Below are 16,516 nucleotides of genomic sequence, written 5' to 3'. Positions count from 1 at the left end.
GATGTAACAAGCAAAAAGTAATTTTAGTACGAAAGCTAAAAGTATATATCATCCCGCACCCGTTGAAAAACGGAGTGTGCACGTGATAAGGAAAGTAGGAAAGGGCGCATGGCGGATGCCTTGGCTCTCGGAGGCGATGAAGGACGTGATAAGCTGCGATAAGCTGCGGGGAGGTGCAAATAACCCTTGATCCGCGGATTTCCGAATGGGACAACCCGTTATCTTGAAGAGATAACATCCATCTTATGATGGAGGCTAACGCAGGGAACTGAAACATCTTAGTACCTGCAGGAAAAGAAAATAACAATGATTCCCCCAGTAGTGGCGAGCGAACGGGGAAGAGCCCAAACCCCGGATGTTACGGCATCCGGGGGGTTGTAGGACCGCGACATCGCAAGACATCTCGTGAGAAGAACTGTTTGGAAAATCAGACCGAAGACGGTGAGAGTCCGGTATTCGAAGCGAGACGAAGCGTAGCGGTATCCTGAGTAGCGCGGGACACGAGGAATCCTGCGTGAATCCGCCGGGACCATCCGGCAAGGCTAAATACTCCCGGGAGACCGATAGTGAACCAGTACCGTGAGGGAAAGGTGAAAAGCACTTCGAACAGAAGAGTGAAAGAGTACCTGAAACCGTGCGCCTACAAGCGGTCGGAGCGCGCAAGCGTGACGGCGTGCCTTTTGCATAATGAACCTACGAGTTGCCGTGTCTGGCAAGGTTAAGGGGCATGAGTCCCGGAGCCGAAGCGAAAGCGAGTCTGAATAGGGCGTCGAGTCAGATGCGGCAGACGCGAAACCAAGTGATCTACCCTTGGCCAGGATGAAGTCTGGGTAACACCAGATGGAGGTCCGCACCAATAAGCGTTGAAAAGCTTCTGGATGAGCTGAGGGTAGGGGTGAAAGGCTAATCAAACTTGGAGATAGCTCGTACTCCCCGAAATGCATTTAGGTGCAGCCTCGCGGGTTACTGATGTGAGGTAGAGCGACTGATTGGATGCGAGGGCTTCACCGCCTATCAAGTCCTGACAAACTCCGAATGCGCATCAGTTCTACCGCGGGAGTGAGGGCATGGGTGCTAAGGTCCGTGCCCGAGAGGAGAAGAATCCGGACCACCGGCTAAGGTCCCGAAATGACAGCTAAGTTAAACTAACGAAGTCTGATTGCTAAGACAGCTAGGATGTTGGCTTGGAAGCAGCCATTCATTTAAAGAGTGCGTAACAGCTCACTAGTCGAGGAATCGGGCGTGGATAATAATCGGGTATTAAGTTGTCTACCGAAGCCGTGGAACCAGCAATGGTTGGTAGGGGAGCATTCCATTCGGCGTCGAAGGCGTGGCGCGAGCCATTCTGGAGCGTATGGAAAAGCAAATGTAGGTATAAGTAACGATAAAGGGGGTGGGAAACCCCCTCGCCGAAAGACTAAGGTTTCCTGATCAACGCTAATCGGATCAGGGTAAGTCGGGTCCTAAGGCTCAGCCGAACGGCGAGGCCGATGGCAGAAACGGTTAATATTCCGTTACTACCTTTGAGGGTGACGTGGGGAAGCAGCAGTGACACCGCCGCCGGCTGACGGAATAGCCGGTTGAAGGGTGTAGGCGTCGATTTCCGCAGGCAAATCCACGGAAAGAGCCGAACCTGATAGTACGCCAACTCCTTCGGGAAGCGGCGATAGTGCGGGTAAGCAGACTGCCGAGAAAATCCGCTAAACATAACTTCAGAGGTACCCGTACCGCAAACGGACACACGTAGTCGGGTTGAATATACTAAGGCGCTTGAGTGAATCACGGTTAAGGAACTAGGCAAACTGACCCTGTAACTTCGGGATAAAGGGTCCCTCCTCGCAAGAGAGGGCGCAGAGAATAGGTCCAGGCAACTGTTTAACAAAAACACAGGGCTGTGCGAATATGAAAGTAGAGGTATACAGCCTGACACCTGCCCGGTGCTGGAAGGTTAAGAGGAGATGTCATCGCAAGAGAAGCATTGAATTGAAGCCCCAGTAAACGGCGGCCGTAACTATAACGGTCCTAAGGTAGCGAAATTCCTTGTCGGGTAAGTTCCGACCTGCACGAATGGTGTAATGATCCGGACGCTGTCTCAACCGTGAGCTCAGTGAAATTGTAGTATCGGTGAAGATGCCGATTACCCGCGATGGGACGAAAAGACCCCGTGAACCTTTACTATAGCTTAGCATTGAATTTGGGCACGCGATGTGTAGGATAGGTCGGAGGCTGAGAGACGGGCACGCCAGTGTTCGTGGAGCCGCTGTTGAAATACGACCCTTCGTTTGTTTGAGTTCTAACTCCGGGATTGGAGGACATTGCTTGGTGGGTAGTTTGACTGGGGTGGTCGCCTCCAAAAGCGTAACGGAGGCTTCTAAAGGTGCCCTCAGGACGATCGGTAACCGTCCGCAGAGTGTAATGGCAAAAGGGCGCTTGACTGGGAGACAGACAGGTCGAGCAGGTAGGAAACTAGAGCATAGTGATCCGGTGTTTCCGAATGGAAGGGACATCGCTCAAAGGATAAAAGGTACTCCGGGGATAACAGGCTGATCCCTCCCAAGAGCTCATATCGACGGAGTGGTTTGGCACCTCGATGTCGGCTCGTCACATCCTGGGGCTGGAGAAGGTCCCAAGGGTTGGGCTGTTCGCCCATTAAAGTGGCACGCGAGCTGGGTTCAGAACGTCGTGAGACAGTTCGGTCTCTATCTATCGTGGGCGTATGAAATTTGCGTGGCTCTGACACTAGTACGAGAGGACCGTGTTGGACCGACCTCTGGTTTGCCGGTTGTGCCGCCAGGCGCATCGCCGGGTATCCAAGTCGGGATCGGATAAGCGCTGAAAGCATCTAAGTGCGAAGCCGGCCACAAGATTAGATTTCTCAGGGTCGTTGAAGACGACAACGTTGATAGGATGCAGGTGTAAAGCTGGAGACAGCAAAGCCGAGCATTACTAATTGCCCGTCAGCTTTCCTTATCCGCGCCGGGCGGATGGAAAACATCAAAGGATGATATATACGTTTGGCCAGTGTGCTGAAATTGCTTGCTTGTAAGTCATGATAAAATATGATTGATAAGGAAAATGGGTACGTTGTTCATTATTCATTTTTCATTATTAATTGAAAGGATATTAAGGTGACTATGGCGCGAAGGTTCCACCTCTTCCCATTCCGAACAGAGAAGTTAAGCTTCGCCACGCCGATGGTACTGCGTACAAGTGGGAGAGTAGGTAGTCGCCGTTTTAGATGAAGCCCCGAGGCAGAAATGCTCCGGGGCTTTTTTTGTGCCCGTAAGGGAACGGGAAACGGAAGGCTGCGGACGTGCATTCCGGAAATACGGCCTCCCCGTGGCGGGGGCAACCGCCGGTGTTTTTCGGAATGTATACTTTCCTGGAAGAAGTCAATGCTGTCAATATGCCGCGCAGGCACGAACTCTTGCTGACGAATGTAAGTTTCAGAAAAAGAGGTTTTAGTTCAGAGGTAAAAAAAAACTCCGGACTTCACAGCCCAGAGTTTTTTACGATTGATTTCTATAATATAATTAGGTTAGGTTAGTGAATCATCGTGTTCGTGCCTTCTACAATCTTTCCGCCGGAGAAGACACATCTGACATTGATATCTTTGTCCAGGATGACAATATCTGCATCCTTTCCTTTTTGTAATGTACCTTTATGTGCGCCGATACCAATCAGGTTGGCAGGAGTTTCCGAAGCCATTCGTACGGCATCAGCTAAAGGTATAGCTGCTTTCTTCACCATGGTTTGAATCAGTGTATCCATGGTAGCCAAGCTTCCAGCTAAAGAGGAATGATCGGCCAGTTTGCATACCCCGTTTTCAATGATGTATCTTGGGTCGTTGATGGGCTCTCCTGTATATGCGGCATATTTCAGGGCATCAGTTACTAAGCAGGTCTGCTCTACACCTTTCAATTTGTACACCAGTTTCAGGATGGTGGCAGGCAGATGAATACCATCGGCAATCACTTCTACACTCATTCCGTCGGTCAGATACACACTCTCTACAGTCCCTTCGTATTTGTATTCCCGACGTTTGTGGAATCCCGGCATGGCGTTGTAGAAATGTGCTGCGTGGGTGAATCCGGCTTCAAAGGCAGCCTTGATTTCCGGATATTCAGCTTCAGTATGTGTGATGGCAGTCAGAATACCTTTGGAGGTCGTATACCGAGCGAAATCATGTGCTCCCGGAAGTTCAGGACTGATATCCCATCGCTTGACACATTGTGTGCTTTCCAGCAATGGTATATATTCTTCCGGGTCAGGGTCTTTCAAGAATTCTTCCCATTGAGCCCCGGCCATCTTTTTATTCAGGTATGGTCCTTCGATATGCAATCCTTGTATGGTACTTCCTTCCTCTTTCATCAGGCTTTCGCACGTGTGTACGGCTTGTCGGATATTGTCGAAGCTAGTGGAAGAGAGTGTGGGGAAGATAGAGGTAGCTCCGTGTTTCAGATGAGCCTGAGTGGCTTCCCGGAATGCTTCGGCAGTTCCTTCTGTGAAATCGTGTCCACCACCTCCGTGGGCATGCATGCTTACGAAGCCCGGTACGATGTACATTCCTTTGGCATCGATGACTGTGGCCCCGATGACAGCCAAGTCGCTGTTGGTTACTTCCAGAATTTTTCCGTCACTGATGAGTACGGAGCCGTCTTTCATCCATCCTTGTGGAGTGAGAATATGACCATTTATGATTTGTGTCAGCATAATTGTCGAATGTTTTAGTGGTTAAAAAAGTGTGTTGGTACCTTCGACCAGTTTACCCATGGCCCATACGGCACGTACATTGAGATCACGGTCGAGTGCCATGATGTCGGCATCTTTTCCTCTTTCCAGTGTTCCTTTCCGGTCGAGAACTCCCATGATTCGGGCCGGAGTTTCTGAAGCCATTCTTACGGCATCTTCCAATGGGATTTCGGCTTTCTGGACCATGGTACGAATCAGGCGGTCCATGGTGGCGATACTGCCAGCCAGTGCAGAGCGGTCGGCCAGTTTGCATACACCGTCTTCAATGATGACACGGGGGTCGAATGCTTCTTTGCTGTCGCTTGCGGCACAAGCCAATGCATCGGTAATCAAAGCGGTCTTTTCCACTCCTTTAATCTTGTGTACCAGACGAAGGATTGTGGGAGGTACATGGATACCGTCGGCAACTACTTCTACAGTCATGTCGTCCATCAGGTAGATACTTTCCACGGTACCTTCGTATTTATATTCCCGGCGTTTGTGGAATCCCGGCATGGCATTGTAGAAGTGAGTGGCGTGTGTATAGCCGGCATAGAATCCGGTATAGATATCTTCGAATTCAGCCTGTGTATGTCCTACTGCTGCCAAAACACCTTTTGACGTGATATATTTGCCAAACTGCATGGCTCCGGGGAGTTCAGGCGCTGCATCCCAACGTTTGATGCAGTGGGTCTCTTCCAACAGTGGAATGTATTCTTCCGGATCGGGATTCTTGATGTTTTCCGGCATCTGTCCGCCTGCCATCTTCATATTAAAATAATGTCCTTCCAGATGCAGCCCGAGAACAGGACTGTCGGGTTCGCTCATTAATTTTTCCGTAGTAGCAGCGGCAGCTCGAATCATGGGGATGGTAGAAGAAGAAAGCGTGGGGAAGATACTGGTCGTTCCATGTTGCATGTGTGCCTTGACGGCGGTGCGGAAAGCATCTTCACTGCCTTCCATGAAGTCACGTCCACCTCCTCCGTGTACATGGATTTCGACTCCTCCCGGAACGATATACATTCCTTTGGCATCAATCAGTGTGGCACCCACGATGGCCAAATCGCAGTTGGTAACTTCCAGAATTTTATTGTCTCTGATGAGTACGGAACCGTCTTTTAACCAGCCTTGCGGGGTTAAAATGCGGGCATTAATTATTTGAGTTAACATATTGAATAAGGTTTGATTTCTTTTATATGTGCTGCAAATTTAATTAATTTGCTAATTAATTGTTTAATTAATAATATATTTATTTACGATTGAAGGGTTAATTAAATTAAAAGTGTATTCTTTTTGTGTTTATGCAATAAAATGAAGGGAAATATGTGGGGTGTGGTAATAAAAAAGTAAATGTGAAACATGGAAGATGACTTTTTAAATAAAATAAGGAAATGGATTCAAAGTGTGCGGAGTATGTTAAACAAGCATTTTTAATAAATAAAAAGCGGAAAGACTAGATAAAATGAATTATTATTTGTATCTTTGTCGCCCGATTTATATGGTATTGCGACTTGGGAAAACTTGGTACATATAAGATAGAATTGAAGAACATGACGGAAAACTCTGCTGATTATGAGTTTTCTTTGACCAATCAGTTCTTTGCGGATATTGATGCTCCAGAGATTCAGAAGGGAAAACTGCAGGTGCAGTTGAACGTAAGAAAAACAATGGGTGTTTATGTCCTTACGTTTCATATCGAGGGCTCTGTAATCGTTCCGTGCGACCGTTGTCTGGATGACATGGAGTTGGCGGTAGCGACTGATGATACATTGAAGGTAAAATTGGGAGAAACATTCTCGGATGAAGACGATATGGTGATTGTGCCGGAAGAGGACGGCTACATTAATGTGGCTTGGTTTATGTACGAGTTTATCGCATTGAGTTTACCGATGAAGCATGTGCATGCTCCCGGAAAATGCAATAAAAGCATGATGGGCGCACTGAACAAACATTTGCGTACTTCGTCAGATGAAGAGGAAACGGACGATTTTGGATTAGATGAAGAAGTGGGTGATGAATCGTCTGAAGCACGTGAGATAGATCCGAGATGGAACGAATTGAAGAAAATATTAGATAATAATTAAATAAAAGTTTAGAAAAATGGCACATCCTAAAAGAAGACAATCAAAAACGAGAACTGCGAAGAGAAGAACTCATGACAAGGCAGTTGCTCCTACTTTGGCTATTTGCCCGAACTGCGGTGAATGGCATGTTTATCACACAGTATGTGGGGCTTGCGGTTATTACAGAGGTAAGTTGGCTATCGAAAAAGAAGCTGCTCTTTAATAACTTGACGCTTTGTTGAACATCTTTTGCATGTTCCAGGGAAATTAAAGCCGGAGAGCCATTTCGGCTCCCCGGCTGTTTTTTTATAGGCCACGAAATTAAGAAATGATGGAAAAAATAAATGCTGTAATTACCGGAGTCGGTGGGTATGTACCTGATTATGTCCTGACAAACGAAGAATTGTCGAGAATGGTGGACACCAACGATGAGTGGATTATGACTCGTATCGGGGTGAAAGAACGACGTATCCTGAACGAAGAGGGTTTGGGAACTTCATATTTGGCTCGTAAGGCCGCTAAACAGTTGATGCAGAAAACGGATTCGGATCCGGCTTCTATTGACTGTGTAATTGTAGCTACGACAACTCCTGACTATCATTTCCCTTCTACTGCTTCTATTCTTTGTGACAAATTAGGGTTGAAGAATGCGTATGCATTCGACTTGCAGGCTGCCTGCAGCGGTTTCTTGTATGCGATGGAAACAGCTGCCAGCATGATTCAGTCAGGCCGTCACAAGAAAATTATTATTGTAGGCGCAGACAAGATGTCTTCTATGGTGAACTATTCAGACCGTGCTACTTGTCCGATTTTTGGGGATGGGGCTGCGGCTTGTATGGTAGAAGCCACTACGGAAGACTATGGTATCATGGACTCTATCCTGCGTACGGATGGCAAGGGACTTCCCTTCCTGCACATGAAGGCAGGTGGGTCGGTGTGTCCTCCTTCTTACTTCACCATTGACAACAAGATGCATTATTTGTATCAGGAAGGTAGAACGGTATTTAAATATGCCGTATCTAACATGTCTGACGTAACAGCTCAGATTGCGGAAAGAAATGGCCTGAACAAGGATAACATCGACTGGATTGTTCCTCATCAGGCAAATCTGCGAATCATTGATGCGGTAGCTTCTCGTCTGGAAGTTCCATTGGACAAGGTGATGATTAACATCCAGCGTTATGGTAATACCAGCGCCGGAACGTTGCCACTCTGCTTGTGGGATTATGAAAAGCAACTGAAGAAGGGTGACAATATCATCTTCACTGCGTTTGGCGCAGGATTTACCTGGGGTGCCAGCTACGTGAAGTGGGGTTATGATGGAAATAAATAAAGAAAGAATTAACACTACAGATAAAAAACGCATCCCAATCGATGCGTTTTTTTGTCTGTGAACGAATATTTACTTATGCACAAAGCCGGATTTGTGAATATTGTGGGCAATCCGAATGTCGGAAAGTCTACATTGATGAACTTGCTGGTGGGGGAACGTATCTCCATCGCGACTTTCAAAGCTCAGACAACGCGTCACCGTATTATGGGAATCCTCAATACGGACGATATGCAGATTGTCTTCTCTGACACTCCGGGAGTGTTGAAGCCTAATTACAAGCTTCAGGAGTCCATGCTTAATTTCTCGGAATCGGCGCTGGTAGATGCTGACGTGTTGCTGTATGTCACCGATACGATTGAGAAACCGGATAAGAACGCGGAGTTCATGGAAAAGGTACGTGCCTTGAAAGTACCTGTTTTGTTGCTGATCAATAAGATTGACCTGACCAATCAGGAAAATCTGGTGAAATTAGTGGATGAATGGCATGAAATGTTGCCTCAGGCAGAAATTATCCCGATTTCGGCCATGGCGAAATTTAATGTCGATGTGGTGATGAAACGCATCAAGGAACTGCTGCCCGACTCTCCTCCTTATTTTGGAAAAGACCAGTGGACGGATAAGCCTGCACGTTTTTTTGTGACAGAAATTATCCGTGAGAAAATCCTGTTGTATTACGACAAGGAGATTCCTTATTCAGTGGAAGTGGTCGTGGAACAGTTCAAGGAAGATGCAAAGAGTATTCATATCAATGCCGTGATTTATGTGGAACGTGAGTCGCAGAAGGGCATTATTATCGGGCGTCAGGGAAAAGCACTGAAGAAAGTGGCTACCGAAGCGCGTAAGACACTGGAGCATTTCTTCCAGAAATCCATTTACCTGGAAACTTTTGTAAAGGTGGACAAGGACTGGAGAAGCTCGGATAAGGAATTGAAGAATTTTGGTTATCAATTGGATTAATATCGGCTGCGAAGCCGTAAATAAAGATAATTATGGGAAATTTAGTTGCGATTGTAGGACGTCCCAATGTGGGAAAGTCGACACTGTTTAACCGTTTGACCAAGACGCGTCAGGCGATTGTGAATGAACAGGCCGGTACAACCCGCGACCGACAGTATGGAAAGTCGGAATGGCTGGGAAAAGAATTCTCAGTGGTAGATACCGGTGGATGGGTAGTGAACTCGGATGATGTGTTCGAGGAAGAAATCCGTAAACAGGTGATGCTGGCCATTGAGGAAGCAGATGTCATTCTGTTTGTGGTGGACGTGATGAACGGCGTCACCGACTTGGATATGGAAGTGGCAGAAATCTTGCGCCGTTCGAAGACACCGGTGCTGCTGGTGGCCAACAAAACGGATAATAATGACTTGCAATACAATGCGGCCGAGTTTTATTCGTTAGGCTTGGGAGACCCCTATTGCGTTTCGGCATTGAGTGGAAGTGGTACAGGCGATTTGCTGGACTTGGTGTTGAGCAAGTTCAAGAAAGATACGCCGGAAATTCTGGATGAAGATATTCCGCGTTTTGCGGTGGTAGGACGTCCGAATGCCGGAAAATCATCTATCATCAATGCATTTATCGGAGAAGACCGGAATATTGTCACCGAAATCGCCGGAACTACACGCGATTCTATTTATACTCGTTATAATAAGTTTGGATTCGACTTTTACCTGGTAGATACAGCGGGTATCCGTAAGAAAAACAAGGTGAGTGAAGACTTGGAATATTATTCGGTGATTCGCTCCATCCGTTCCATTGAAAATTCGGATGTATGTATTCTGATGCTGGATGCAACCCGCGGTATTGAAGGGCAGGATTTGAATATCTTCTCACTGGTACAGCGCAACCAGAAGGGATTGGTAGTGGTGGTAAACAAATGGGACCTGATAGAAGAAAAGACGGCTAAGGTGATGAAAGGATATGAAGATGCTATCCGTAACCGCTTGGCTCCTTTTACGGACTTCCCGATTATCTTTACTTCTGCATTGACCAAGCAACGTATTCTGAAGGTGCTGGAGGCTGCGAAGGAAGTTTATCAGGCACGTACGACCCGTATTCCGACAGCTCGCCTGAATGAAGAACTGTTACCTTTGATTGAAGCCTATCCGCCTCCTTCAAATAAGGGAAAATATATCAAAATCAAATATATTACCCAGCTGCCAAATACGCAGGTGCCGTCGTTCGTGTTCTTTGCCAATCTGCCTCAGTATGTGAAAGAGCCTTATCGCCGTTTCCTGGAAAACAAGATTCGTGAACGATGGAAATTGTCGGGAACCCCGATTAACATTTTCATTCGTCAGAAATAAATGAAAACAGGTTGAAATCCCCGGTTATCAGTTCGAAAGAATGGATAACCGGGGATTTTTTTTATAAAAAAACGCCTTTTTGCTTGTGGGTTCGGAAAAATGTGCTTACCTTTGCACACGCAAACAAAAACAAATGCCCAGATGGCGGAATCGGTAGACGCGCTGGTCTCAAACACCAGTGGAGTAACATCCATCCCGGTTCGACCCCGGGTCTGGGTACGAAGAGGTTGACTTAATCAAGTCAGCCTTTTTTTATATACAAACCAATCTTTCGCTCCCATGAAGAATCGTATCGCAGAGCTTGATTACTTGAAAGCCGTATTCATTTTGCTGATGATTGTCTTTCACCTGGTTTATATCGGTGACAAGTATCCCTATGCCAAGTCGTTGGTTTACACTTTCCACATGCCTGCGTTTCTTATTATCTCCGGTTATGTAATGAACATCGCCAAGGAAGGCCGTCTGTTTCTTCGGAGCATGGGGTGGATTTTTGTCCCTTATGCGGTGATGGAAACCGGATATGTCGTGATGTCCTCCATACTTCCCGTCCGGGAATCAGTGGGGCAATTGAGCGTGTCGTTATGGCTCGATAAGTTGTTCCTTCATCCGCTGGGACCTTACTGGTATCTGCATACCCTGATGCTGTGCGGACTGACGTATTGGGGAGTGGATAAACTGGTCGGGCGATGGAACCGTACGGTGTCAGTACTGATTCTGCTGGCATTGTGCTGTGCCGTATTGTCAGCTTTAGGTGTACTGTCCCTGATTAATGCACTTTATTTCATGGCGGGTGTGGCATTGAAACGTACGACCGTGGATTTCCGTGCCTTTTTTGCTCCTTCCTTTTGGGCCATTCTTCCTATTGTCTGGCTGGCTTCCGAGGAAGTGAATTTGGATAAGTCTTCACTGGCCGGAGTGGCTTTGACTTACCTGGTAATGAGTCTGCTGCTGGCCGTGTTCCGGTATCTTCCGAGTGGAGTGAAACATCTGCTGGGTTATATCGGTTCGCATACATTCATCTTGCTGGTCTTTTCTCCGGTTTTTACAATGGCAGTGAAGCCGTTGGTGAAGGTGTTTGCCTTCGACGGGACTGGAATGATTTTTCTGTGTGTCTCACTTTGTATTTGCGTAATGGGCTCCTTTGCGATAGCCTGGTGTATGGACAGGCTGCGGATATCCCGTTTTTTCTGGGGAAAACCCCGTATGCTCCAGTCATTGGACATGAACCGATGACATTTTGGCAGAGCAACTCTCTGGCATTGAATTTGTTCATTATCTGTCAGATGTTGAATTACTTAACCAAACAGATAAAACTATGATTTCAGAAAAATTACAAAATGCCATCAACGAGCAGATTACTGCCGAGATGTGGTCTTCTAACCTGTATTTGTCTATGTCTTTCTATTTGAAGAAAGAAGGTTTCGACGGTTTTGCTTCTTGGATGAGACTGCAGTCACAGGAAGAGTTGCAGCATGCATACGATTTGGCCGATTATTTGGCTAAGCGTGGGGGAGCCGCAAAGGTAGACAAGATTGATGTCGTTCCGCAAGGCTGGGGAAGCGTACAGGAAGTCTTTGAACATGTGTATCAGCACGAATGCCACGTATCTGAATTGATTGATGAGTTGGTAAATGTGGCTTCTGAAGTAAAAGATAAAGCTTCACAGGATTTCTTGTGGGGGTATGTACGTGAGCAGGTTGAAGAAGAAGCTACTGCTCAGAACATCCTTGAAAAGATCAAGAAATGCGGTGATGCAGCCGGTATTCTTTACTTGGACGACAAGCTGGGACAGCGCAAATAATCGCACGTGTTCTTCATGAAATATTTATCCTGGGTGAAGACCTGATGAAATTTAGGTTTTCATTCAGGATATTTTGTATCATAATTTCCCTATCCTTTTTGTTTTTCCGCTATAAATTTTATCTTTGCCCCGTTAAATAAATATTGAATCCGAGCAAAATGGGGGATATAATATTAAGGGGGTGGAACTGGTGCCGCCGCTTCCGGCACCGTCGTGGATATGGAGTTCATTCTCCTTCCGATTTCTTTTTTATCACGTTCGTAGTGTACGAACGCTTGCCGTTCTATGCCTATGGGCCGTTGCATCACTTGCGCAGGGTGGTGGCTTTTTTGCCTCATTACCGGGAAAAGGTAGATAAGTTCCTGTTTCGGCTGGTCAACTATCTGCGGCCGTCCGTGATGTGGGAAATCGGTACGGGAAGCGGCATGAGTACCCGTTATATGGCCGAAGCCCATGCTGACATGCAGGTCTATACGTTTTCCGAGGAATCGGAAGATGCCGTGAAACGAATTCTTTCGGGAAAACCTTCCATTGATTACCGGACTGGCGACTGTTGCACGGAGATGAAGAAGCTGGTTGCGGAAGGGGTGAAACCGGAAATTGTGCATATCGCCCATACCACTGCTTACAAAGAAGTGTATGAGCAACTGCTTCCACTGGTTGATAAGCATACGTGCTTCGTGATTGGTACACCCTATGCCACGCCGGACAAGAAAAAATGGTGGAAAGAAGTGATTGCAGACCCTCGTACGGGAGTGACATTCGATCTTTACGACGTGGGACTGGTATTTTTTGATAAAGAACGTGTGAAAGAACACCGCATCGTGAATTTCCTTTGAATTTGCTAAAACCTTTGAACTTGAAGATATGAAACTGACCAAGATTTATACGAAGACGGGAGATAAAGGTACTACTTCCTTGGTGGGAGGAGTACGGGTGTCCAAATCAGACGTACGTCTGGAAGCGTATGGCACGGTGGATGAATTGAACTCTACCATCGGATTGCTGGTTTCCGTGATGGGTGATCCGGAAAATGAGGAACTGCTTCGTCAGGTGCAGCACAAGCTTTTTTCATTAGGGTCTTATCTGGCTACGGACATCGAAAAGATGGACCGTCCGGTAGAAAGTCATATCTCCGAGGAAAACGTGCATCGGTTGGAACAGGCCATCGACCGGATAAACAGCTCGCTGCCTTCCTTATCCGGTTTCATTCTGCCGGGGGGGAGCTATCCCGCTTCCGTCTGCCATGTCTGCCGCACGGTTTGCCGTCGTGCGGAACGGCGGATTCAGGCACTGGAAGACACGCTTTCCTATGAATTGGATGAGCAGGTGAAGTGTTTTATCAACAGATTATCCGATTATTTGTTCGTTTTGTCAAGGAGGTTAAATAATTTAACAGAAGAAAGCGAAATTTATTGGGATAAGCGTTGCGAGTGAAAGAATTTGTTATACATTTGTGTTTCAATATAACGGAAGTAAAACTGTTTAAAATTATATACTATGTATTGGACATTGGAATTGGCCTCAAAGCTGGAAGATGCTCCTTGGCCAGCAACTAAAGACGAGTTAATTGACTATGCAATGCGTTCGGGGGCTCCTTTGGAAGTTATCGAAAACTTGCAGGAAATGGAAGATGAAGGTGAAATTTATGAAAGTATAGAAGATATCTGGCCTGATTATCCTAGCAAGGAAGATTTTTTCTTCAACGAGGAAGAATATTAATAGCCTACAGATAGGTTAAATAATCGAATAGCGGCGCGGCAGACAAAGATAATTTGTTTGTCGCGCTGGTGTTTTAAGGTCTTTTAAGGTGTGGCTTGTTTGTCTAAATTATGGCCTTTCCTCTCAAAATTGAAGTTTGTTTGGATAAAATACATTGCCTTTATAGAGTTTTCTTTGTATTGCTATAGCCTTTACTTTCAGTTCGAACAACATCCGTTAGTATTAGAAGAACTAAACGACAATATCTTCATAACATAATAAATATTCAATATGATATATTCTTATGACACACTCGCTAAAACATTCCGTTCACATTGTGATAATGTAAAACATCGTATCTGGATCTGTACCCCATTTATTGGGGGCATAAATGACGTCTTACATATTATAGGTGGTTCATGGAAGAGAAATGATATTGATTTCAGGGTTATAATAGATATAGAAACAGGTTTTATACAGCAGGATACTTTTGATGAGTTTATTGAGAACCATCCGAATTCTATCAGATCCTTAAAAAGTTTACATGCCAAGATTTATATTGTTGATGATTGGTGTTTGGTTTCTTCTGCCAATCTTACAGGTACAGCTTTCAGCAAAAGGTATGAGATTGGGACAGATGACGTTAATATAAATAGTATGGAAGCATTCTTCAATTCACTTTGGGAAAACAAAAAGACCAAACTTGTAACATCATGGGGCAAAGCAAAGAAACAATCCCAGATTGAATTTGAGGATGGAGGTGTTGAATATGATAAACTGACGAACTTACCGACATACTCCGCAGGGATGGAAAAAGTGGATAAGTATCTAGCACAATGCTCCAAATACAAGGCCTTTGCCAAGACTTATGAAAAGATTACTGGTCGGTGCCAAGATATGGTCGATGATGGTTTTACCCTTTTTCAAGAAGTAGATTATTTATTTGACTATCTTGAACATGTGGCTTGCATTTCAAAAGGATTGACGAACATTCAAAACCGTACTGAGTCCTCAAGGGCTTTTCTAATTAGAAAATATTTTAAAGAAATATCAGAACATTATAAATGTTATCGTGACAGTGGATCCAAGAGAGTTGACAACGCACGATTAGTCAAAGAATTAACTTCCCCATCAAGGATTAAGACAATAAGCATTAAAGAGGTTCGAGCTGTTCTTGATACCTTTAATTGCTTTGGACTTGGAAGAGATATGTATGGACATGCCTCAAATTTTATCAAAAAGAATTCATTGAGTGACATTATGTATCATTGGGATGCTTTGCTGAACCACGGAGATATTACATCCGAAAAAGTAAATGAATGTTGTAAACTCAAACATTGTAGTGATTCGAGTGTTAGCGAACTGATAGCATGGCGATTTCCAAACAAATATCCAATTATGAATACATGCTCTAAGAAAGGATTATGGTTCTTTGGGATTGCTGTATAGACCTGATCTATAAAGTTTGCAAACAAATTAAAATTATTTTGTTCAATTATGAGTTATAAATATAGAGAATTCAAAACACAAGAAGAGATTGATACCTTCTTTAGTAAACTGAGCAAACAAATAAGAGATGTTACAAATCTAGATGAATATATCATAGATTGGTACAAAAAGGATGGTATAAAAATCTATGGTTATTTCAATGAGGATTCTCGTATTTTAATATGTTATGGTCAAACTATTTCCCCGGAAAAAGCTAAACAGCAAAGCTGGTCTGAAATTTTTGCAAAACTGTCAAATTACGGTTCTTGTAGAAAATATATAGGGCTTAAAGATTATTTGGGCAACGACCTATTAGAAAACATTTATGAAGAAATAAAATTCTTCTATCAAACGGATAAATATGCTTATTTTACAATAAAGAAATATGGTAAAGTTGGCATATTTAGGTACTCAATAAATTCATCGGAAATTATAGTTCCTCCCAAATATGACTCAATATTTGATGCGCGAGAATATACTTGGGGCTATATTATTGATAACAATGTCGGATTTATGACCATAACTGGTCAAAAAATAACAGATGCCCAATATATTAGCGAGGAAGGTTTTAACATATTTGTTGATGGTAAGGCATTGACTCAGCTAAATAAACCTGAAACTTGTAAAGTTTATATTGATCATTATGGTAATGTCATAGATTTCTACTATGAAGAAGAAAGTATGTTAAGTGGAAATGGAACGGGTTATTATCCGTTTGGAGATTTACCTGATGTTTTGGACGCTTATGAGGGAGATAATTTAAATTTATGGAATACTGATTAATAGATTTTTCTACTTCATTCCTCCCATTGCTTCAGGCCATCTCAGATGGTGCGGTTTGTTTGTGCAAATTTTATTAATTGTAGCATAATGCGTTGATAATCAATGTGGATAAATATCTTCAATGAGGAAGGATATTAAACCAAATATAGCCAGAAAGAACTTTCTGTAAATCCAGACAATATCAGAGATAGGCGTTATAAATGGATACCCTTCCTTATTTGTTTCATTCAAAATTTGTTCTTATTACAGAAGATGTTACTTTTGCAAAGTGAGAAGATAAGTAGAATTTGATAACCCTTATTATTTGTGTGAT

General features: G+C 44.5%; 14 protein-coding genes, 1 tRNA gene and 2 rRNA genes. 15 read left to right on the top strand and 2 right to left on the bottom strand.

The genetic code is table 11. The features are described 5' to 3' along the window. Positions 1–88 precede the first annotated feature (88 nt). Together OIM59_RS15040 and rrf are read left to right on the top strand one after the other, a co-directional pair. Positions 89–2,970, top strand: a 23S ribosomal RNA gene (locus tag OIM59_RS15040). 154 nt (positions 2,971–3,124) lie between these two features. After that, positions 3,125–3,235, top strand: a 5S ribosomal RNA gene (gene rrf / locus OIM59_RS15035). A gap of 308 nt (positions 3,236–3,543) precedes the next feature. On the opposite strand, the gene nagA (OIM59_RS15030) is transcribed toward rrf, so the two are convergent. Both nagA (OIM59_RS15030) and nagA (OIM59_RS15025) read right to left on the bottom strand, forming a co-directional pair. Beyond that, the gene (nagA, locus tag OIM59_RS15030; RefSeq protein ID WP_299169991.1) at positions 3,544–4,713 is read right to left on the bottom strand and encodes an N-acetylglucosamine-6-phosphate deacetylase; all 1,170 of its coding nucleotides are present in this window, start codon (positions 4,711–4,713) and stop codon (positions 3,544–3,546) included. Positions 4,714–4,734: 21 nt separating this feature from the next. Continuing rightward, entirely contained in the window at positions 4,735–5,901 is a 1,167-nt protein-coding gene (nagA, locus tag OIM59_RS15025) for an N-acetylglucosamine-6-phosphate deacetylase (protein ID WP_022354684.1), read from the bottom strand. Between the two features lie 380 nt (positions 5,902–6,281). Here nagA (OIM59_RS15025) and OIM59_RS15020 point away from each other — a divergent pair, with 380 nt between their 5' ends. From OIM59_RS15020 to OIM59_RS14960, 13 genes are all read left to right on the top strand, one after another. Further along, entirely contained in the window at positions 6,282–6,815 is a 534-nt protein-coding gene (locus tag OIM59_RS15020) for a DUF177 domain-containing protein (RefSeq protein ID WP_299170001.1), read from the top strand. A 16-nt stretch (positions 6,816–6,831) separates the two neighbouring features. Next, complete coding sequence (gene rpmF, locus OIM59_RS15015; protein WP_007559879.1) at positions 6,832–7,017, top strand: 50S ribosomal protein L32; 186 nt, start codon at positions 6,832–6,834, stop codon at positions 7,015–7,017. A gap of 108 nt (positions 7,018–7,125) precedes the next feature. After that, positions 7,126–8,127: a beta-ketoacyl-ACP synthase III gene (locus tag OIM59_RS15010; protein ID WP_072544092.1), complete on the top strand. Its 1,002-nt coding sequence runs from the start codon at positions 7,126–7,128 to the stop codon at positions 8,125–8,127. Positions 8,128–8,202: 75 nt separating this feature from the next. After that, positions 8,203–9,084 (top strand): GTPase Era, encoded by an 882-nt coding sequence (era, locus tag OIM59_RS15005; protein ID WP_022354681.1) that lies wholly within the window; start codon positions 8,203–8,205, stop codon positions 9,082–9,084. A gap of 32 nt (positions 9,085–9,116) precedes the next feature. Then, positions 9,117–10,430, top strand: coding sequence for a ribosome biogenesis GTPase Der (gene der, locus OIM59_RS15000; protein WP_022354680.1), 1,314 nt, complete (start codon positions 9,117–9,119; stop codon positions 10,428–10,430). A 135-nt stretch (positions 10,431–10,565) separates the two neighbouring features. Continuing rightward, positions 10,566–10,649, top strand: a tRNA-Leu gene (locus OIM59_RS14995). Positions 10,650–10,709: 60 nt separating this feature from the next. Then, positions 10,710–11,663: an acyltransferase gene (locus OIM59_RS14990; RefSeq protein WP_303897505.1), complete on the top strand. Its 954-nt coding sequence runs from the start codon at positions 10,710–10,712 to the stop codon at positions 11,661–11,663. 82 nt (positions 11,664–11,745) lie between these two features. Then, complete coding sequence (locus OIM59_RS14985) at positions 11,746–12,231, top strand: ferritin (RefSeq protein ID WP_148330976.1); 486 nt, start codon at positions 11,746–11,748, stop codon at positions 12,229–12,231. 158 nt (positions 12,232–12,389) lie between these two features. Then, the gene (locus OIM59_RS14980) at positions 12,390–13,070 is read left to right on the top strand and encodes a class I SAM-dependent methyltransferase (RefSeq protein ID WP_303897503.1); all 681 of its coding nucleotides are present in this window, start codon (positions 12,390–12,392) and stop codon (positions 13,068–13,070) included. 28 nt (positions 13,071–13,098) lie between these two features. Continuing rightward, positions 13,099–13,668 carry a cob(I)yrinic acid a,c-diamide adenosyltransferase gene (locus OIM59_RS14975; RefSeq protein ID WP_303897502.1) on the top strand — a complete coding sequence of 190 codons (570 nt, stop codon included), beginning with the start codon at positions 13,099–13,101 and terminating at the stop codon, positions 13,666–13,668. Positions 13,669–13,731: 63 nt separating this feature from the next. Beyond that, positions 13,732–13,953, top strand: coding sequence for a DUF2795 domain-containing protein (locus OIM59_RS14970; RefSeq protein ID WP_002558131.1), 222 nt, complete (start codon positions 13,732–13,734; stop codon positions 13,951–13,953). Positions 13,954–14,223: 270 nt separating this feature from the next. Further along, positions 14,224–15,381 (top strand): phospholipase D family protein, encoded by a 1,158-nt coding sequence (locus tag OIM59_RS14965; protein ID WP_303897500.1) that lies wholly within the window; start codon positions 14,224–14,226, stop codon positions 15,379–15,381. 48 nt (positions 15,382–15,429) lie between these two features. After that, positions 15,430–16,203 carry a hypothetical protein gene (locus OIM59_RS14960; RefSeq protein WP_303897497.1) on the top strand — a complete coding sequence of 258 codons (774 nt, stop codon included), beginning with the start codon at positions 15,430–15,432 and terminating at the stop codon, positions 16,201–16,203. Positions 16,204–16,516: the final 313 nt, after the last annotated feature.

Origin of the sequence: Bacteroides mediterraneensis (genome assembly GCF_025993685.1) — a bacterium.
In the GTDB taxonomy this organism is placed as follows: Bacteria; Bacteroidota; Bacteroidia; order Bacteroidales; family Bacteroidaceae; genus Phocaeicola; species Phocaeicola mediterraneensis_A.
Note: the sequence above shows the minus strand (reverse complement) of the source record. Positions and strands in the feature narration are given on the sequence as shown.

What these genes read in the sequence shown, in the direction of transcription:
- nagA (WP_299169991.1), bottom strand. Translation starts at nt 4,713, where the DNA reads ATGCTGACACAAATCATAAATGGTCATATTCTCACTCCACAAGGATGG.
- nagA (WP_022354684.1), bottom strand. Translation starts at nt 5,901, where the DNA reads ATGTTAACTCAAATAATTAATGCCCGCATTTTAACCCCGCAAGGCTGG.
- OIM59_RS15020 (WP_299170001.1), top strand. Translation starts at nt 6,282, where the DNA reads ATGACGGAAAACTCTGCTGATTATGAGTTTTCTTTGACCAATCAGTTC.
- rpmF (WP_007559879.1), top strand. Translation starts at nt 6,832, where the DNA reads ATGGCACATCCTAAAAGAAGACAATCAAAAACGAGAACTGCGAAGAGA.
- OIM59_RS15010 (WP_072544092.1), top strand. Translation starts at nt 7,126, where the DNA reads ATGGAAAAAATAAATGCTGTAATTACCGGAGTCGGTGGGTATGTACCT.
- era (WP_022354681.1), top strand. Translation starts at nt 8,203, where the DNA reads ATGCACAAAGCCGGATTTGTGAATATTGTGGGCAATCCGAATGTCGGA.
- der (WP_022354680.1), top strand. Translation starts at nt 9,117, where the DNA reads ATGGGAAATTTAGTTGCGATTGTAGGACGTCCCAATGTGGGAAAGTCG.
- OIM59_RS14990 (WP_303897505.1), top strand. Translation starts at nt 10,710, where the DNA reads ATGAAGAATCGTATCGCAGAGCTTGATTACTTGAAAGCCGTATTCATT.
- OIM59_RS14985 (WP_148330976.1), top strand. Translation starts at nt 11,746, where the DNA reads ATGATTTCAGAAAAATTACAAAATGCCATCAACGAGCAGATTACTGCC.
- OIM59_RS14980 (WP_303897503.1), top strand. Translation starts at nt 12,390, where the DNA reads ATGGGGGATATAATATTAAGGGGGTGGAACTGGTGCCGCCGCTTCCGG.
- OIM59_RS14975 (WP_303897502.1), top strand. Translation starts at nt 13,099, where the DNA reads ATGAAACTGACCAAGATTTATACGAAGACGGGAGATAAAGGTACTACT.
- OIM59_RS14970 (WP_002558131.1), top strand. Translation starts at nt 13,732, where the DNA reads ATGTATTGGACATTGGAATTGGCCTCAAAGCTGGAAGATGCTCCTTGG.
- OIM59_RS14965 (WP_303897500.1), top strand. Translation starts at nt 14,224, where the DNA reads ATGATATATTCTTATGACACACTCGCTAAAACATTCCGTTCACATTGT.
- OIM59_RS14960 (WP_303897497.1), top strand. Translation starts at nt 15,430, where the DNA reads ATGAGTTATAAATATAGAGAATTCAAAACACAAGAAGAGATTGATACC.